The sequence below is a fragment of the Streptomyces sp. NPDC048507 genome (genome assembly GCF_043199995.1).
Classification (GTDB): domain Bacteria; phylum Actinomycetota; class Actinomycetes; order Streptomycetales; family Streptomycetaceae; genus Streptomyces.
In genome coordinates this window covers 1-3880 of the sequence record NZ_JBICWZ010000041.1, presented here as the reverse complement: position 1 = coordinate 3880, position 3880 = coordinate 1, and the positions used below count along the sequence as shown (strand labels likewise).

The following is a 3880-nucleotide window of genomic DNA, read 5'->3' as shown; positions in this document are numbered from 1 at the left end:
GGGATGGGGGATGACCGGCGGGATGACCAGGATGACTTCACATGAACTCCGAACTCATCGACCCCATTCACCCCCAACCAGCAAAAGGTCATCGGCTGGCCTGCCCTGTTTTTCTGGAATTCTTTTCCGTGAATGAGGGTTGGCTTGTTTATTATTTCAGAATAAAGGCAGGGCGACGTTGGTCATATTTGGCCTTCTCGAAATGCGGCATGGAGTGTATCCTGCTTTGGGGTTGCTGCATTTAATTGTGTGGTGATCGCAGGGCCCAAACATGAAAGCGGGCCCCACGCTCCCGCTGCTGAGGGAGGGCGTGGGGCCCGGATGCCTGGGCCTGGGTGGGTCTGGCTGCGCCAACAGCTAGGCCCACCTGCGCTTTTAGAGCACTCCAGTGAGCTTGAGACCCCAGTACACGGCCTGCAGGATGCAGGTGACCAGGGTGACCGTCTCAGCTGCGCGCTTGCGCTTTGACCGGCCCGGCTTGGGCTGCTCGTCGGAGCCTTCCATGCCGGACATCGCTCACCTCCCCTCTGGTGATAATCGATCCCCGTCCCTCGGGGTGATTTAGACGTTAGCAGGAGGGGAGGTCGATAAAGCTGGTTCGTGTGACCGTCAGGAACCTTCGGAAGCCCTGGCCTTGGCCATCCCCAGGACGGTTGAGCGAGACCGTGCGGGGAGTTTGTACCCGGCGCCGGATTCCGTTTTCTTGATGCCTATAGTTGGACTCAGGAAGCCAGTCGATTCGTTGAGAGGAGCACGGCTCGATGGGCATCATGGGCGACAGCCTCGACCGTGCCGCGCAGGCCGCGTTCACCCGCCCGATCCCCAAGTCGGCGGGCGCGCAGATGCGCTACCTCGTCAAGCAGGAGAAGACCACTGCGGCCGTCGCGGCGTTGCTCGGGATCAGCCGGCGTACCGTCGAGCGGTACGTCAGGGACCAGATCAAGAACCCGAAGCCAGCGTTGGCGGACCGGATGGCGGCTGAGGTCCGCCGGCGGTGGCAGCCCCTGGTCCGCAAGCGCGCTCGGGACCAAGCCGCGCGTCAGACCGGGCTGGTGATCGAGACGCGGGCCCGGTTCGGGTTCACCGCCGCCCCGGGCACCACGGATGACGGGCGGATGCGCCGGATCACGCAGCACCTTCCCCCGGAGTACGCGGGCCGGCTGCTGGCCGCCCAGGACGCTAGGGCCTCCGAGGCCGACCTACAGCGGATCGCCGCCGAGGGCCTGCAGGACGTCTACTTCAAGGACGGCGGCAGCCGCGCCCAGGGGCTGCTGGTGGAGTTCACGGACATCGACTACATCGACGTGGGCCTCTGACCGCCTACCGGCGACTCGTGATGTACATCACGTAGTTCGGAGTTGCGGGCCTAGCCCATAGCCGGGGAATGAGCCCCATTCAAGGCTGATCTGCGATCAAACTTGCAGGTCAGAGCCTTGAATGGGGCTTCTTACTGCTTCAGGTTGAGCAGGGTTGCGGGGCTTACCCCCGCCTCGGTCAGAGTCCGGATCGGCGAACGCCGACACCGCCAGTGCTGTCGGCACGGCACCCCGAGACGCAAGGGGTGCGAGGACTTCATGATCCGCCCGCCTGAGTGCCGAGAGACGGCACCTGAACTTGAGGGGGAACCCCGTGAACAAGACCACCCTGCTCGTCCTGCTGCTCCTGGCCGCCGTCGCCATGATGGCGCTCGGCGCCGTGTTCTACGTCGCCCACCGGTACCCTCGCCTGGCCACGCCCCTGATGGTGACCGCCGCGTTCGCCGCCGTTTTCGTCGCGCTGATTGCCGGTGTGGCCGCCCTCTGACCTGGCGGGGACGAATACGTGGTGGACGGGCGGGCGGCCCGACCTGGGCCGCCCCACGGACTTCCTTCCTTCCCTCCTTCCCGAACAAAAGACCTGCTCAGGGCCCTCTCTGGGCTGGGGGAGCGGTCCTTTCGGGAAGGAGGGAAGGAAGGAAGCCGATCACCCCTCGCGGGTCCCGCGCTCGTCGAGCTTGCGGTCGACGTGCATCAACCACGGAGCCGGAGTTCTCGTCGGAGGTGTACTGCACGCTGGCGATGACGGGGAGCGCCTACGCGAGCTCCACGACCGCAGCTCGGCGGCGTCGTCCACAACCGGGCCAGGCTCCGCGCCGTCCCGTCGGGGTAGATTAGTGAACGTTGTCAGTGGGCGTTGCCACAGTAGTGGTGGGGCCAGCAACGAGCCGGCGGCCTCTGCCCGGGCCTGGAAGCGTGGACAGAGACCGCCGCGGGTGAACCCCCGCACCTCGCGCCTCCTGGTGTTCCACCACCGGGGGGCGCGACGCGGTTACAGGTGGCTGATCAGCCACTCCGCGCCCTGGGCGACCCAGTGCGCGGTCTCGCCGGCCAGCTGGACCAGGAAGGCCTGGCCGACTGCGGCGAGCAGTGTTCCGCGTGTGGTGCTGCGGTTCTCACCCCGGTCGAGCGGTTCACCGCGGTCTTCCGGTTCGTCGGATCGCGGCGGCTTGCTGTTCCAGGGCATGGAACCTCCAGTCCGGAGCGCCGTGTGCCTCACTTGGAGAGCGGGGACGGACGGTCCGTCAACCCCCGGCGCCCCCAGGCGCGGCACATGCACCTGACTGGACGACAAAAGCGTACCGACCGCAGGTGACACACAACGTGGCACGAAGAGTGCCACCCCCACCCCCACCCCCGCCCTCACCGCAGCTCGCTGAGGAGCTCGGCCCGGGGCGGGGAAGTGTCGAGGCGGATGACCTGCGGCTACGCCAGCTCATCTGGCTCTGAGGCGTGGAGGGCCTAGTCGGCGAACTTGACGATCCTGTCGATGAACTCCAGCTTCGAGAAGGTGCGGTGCGACTTCTTGTTCTTCTAGGTCCCTGGTTCGACGGTGTGCGGCGGGATGGAGCTGGCTACGCGGCCGAAGTCGGACAAGGAGGCCCTCCGGCATGAGGTTCGGGCGTCACCGGCACTAGCGCGCACTTGTTCGGGGAGACGGGCGTGGCCGCCCTGCCGACGTCGGTGTCCCCTCGGATGATCCATCGGAGCAGCCAGACCTCCCCCCTCCCGCTCCTGCCACCCTCCCCACGTTGGCGTCCACGAGGAGGGTCGCCTACGCCTGTGAACTCCCCATGGATTTGCACATAGCATTTAAGTTTCGTTGCGCCAAGATGAGGGACGCGACCGTTGAAGCATTGCTCCAATGGATGGAGCGAAATCTCGAACAGTAGAAATTCAAGGGATTGTTTGAGTTGTTTGTTGCGTGTTTTATGGCGACGCTCTGAAATTCTTCAACTTTCTGACGCTACGTCAGTTAAGTGTGTTTTGGTGGTTGGTGGGGTGGGGCCACCAAGGGGCGGGGGCGTGTGGGCGGTTGTGAGGGGCGTTCTTGACGGGGTTGGTCCTGGGAATCTGTGCAGTTCGCAGGCCCTCAGGCGGGCTTTCAGGGGTGTTGAGGGACAGAGTCCCGGGGTTGGTCCGGGGGAGCGTCATCGTGGTCCCGCGCCCGTCCGAGGGTGCGGGACCCGGTCTGGTGGGGTTGACAGGACCCCATCCCAGCCGGGATCCTGACTGAGCGTTACCAAATCCAAAGTCGCGCTTTGGATTCTGGCCCGGGCCACCCTCCCTCGTAGCCAGCTGCCCGCGAAGCGGGCCCACGGTCGGGGAGCGAAGCGGACCGGCCCCACAGCCCAGTAACCCCAAGGGTTCGCGAAGCGGGCCCGCCCCCCAAGGGGTCTGGAGTGTAGCGAAAGACCCCGAGGCCAAGCCCGCGAAGCGGGCGCCGGCCCGTCCCCGCGCGAAGCGCGGGGATTCACGCTCCGTCACCACGGGCGCGCAGCGCCCGCGTTCCCTTCCCCAGCGCGCAGCGCTGGGGGTCCCGCTCCGAAGAGTCCGCTCTCCTC

The 3880-nt window shown here is 65.9% G+C and carries 3 protein-coding genes; 2 read left to right on the top strand and 1 reads right to left on the bottom strand.

Annotated elements, in window-relative coordinates:
- Nucleotides 1–761: 761 nt before the first annotated feature.
- Nucleotides 762–1316 carry a telomere-protecting terminal protein Tpg gene (gene tpg / locus ACGFXC_RS37495; protein WP_393719423.1) on the top strand — a complete coding sequence of 185 codons (555 nt, stop codon included), beginning with the start codon at nucleotides 762–764 and terminating at the stop codon, nucleotides 1314–1316.
- Nucleotides 1317–1629: 313 nt separating this feature from the next.
- A complete protein-coding gene (locus ACGFXC_RS37490; RefSeq protein WP_393719422.1) occupies nucleotides 1630–1803 on the top strand; it encodes a hypothetical protein in 174 nt (57 codons plus the stop codon).
- A gap of 504 nt (nucleotides 1804–2307) precedes the next feature.
- Here the strand turns inward: ACGFXC_RS37490 and ACGFXC_RS37485 are convergent.
- The gene (locus ACGFXC_RS37485; protein ID WP_393719421.1) at nucleotides 2308–2502 is read right to left on the bottom strand and encodes a hypothetical protein; all 195 of its coding nucleotides are present in this window, start codon (nucleotides 2500–2502) and stop codon (nucleotides 2308–2310) included.
- Nucleotides 2503–3880 lie beyond the last annotated feature (1378 nt).

Excerpts from the sequence above, each read along its gene's own strand:
- tpg (WP_393719423.1), top strand. The coding sequence starts at position 762 with ATGGGCATCATGGGCGACAGCCTCGACCGTGCCGCGCAGGCCGCGTTC.
- ACGFXC_RS37485 (WP_393719421.1), bottom strand. The coding sequence starts at position 2,502 with ATGCCCTGGAACAGCAAGCCGCCGCGATCCGACGAACCGGAAGACCGC.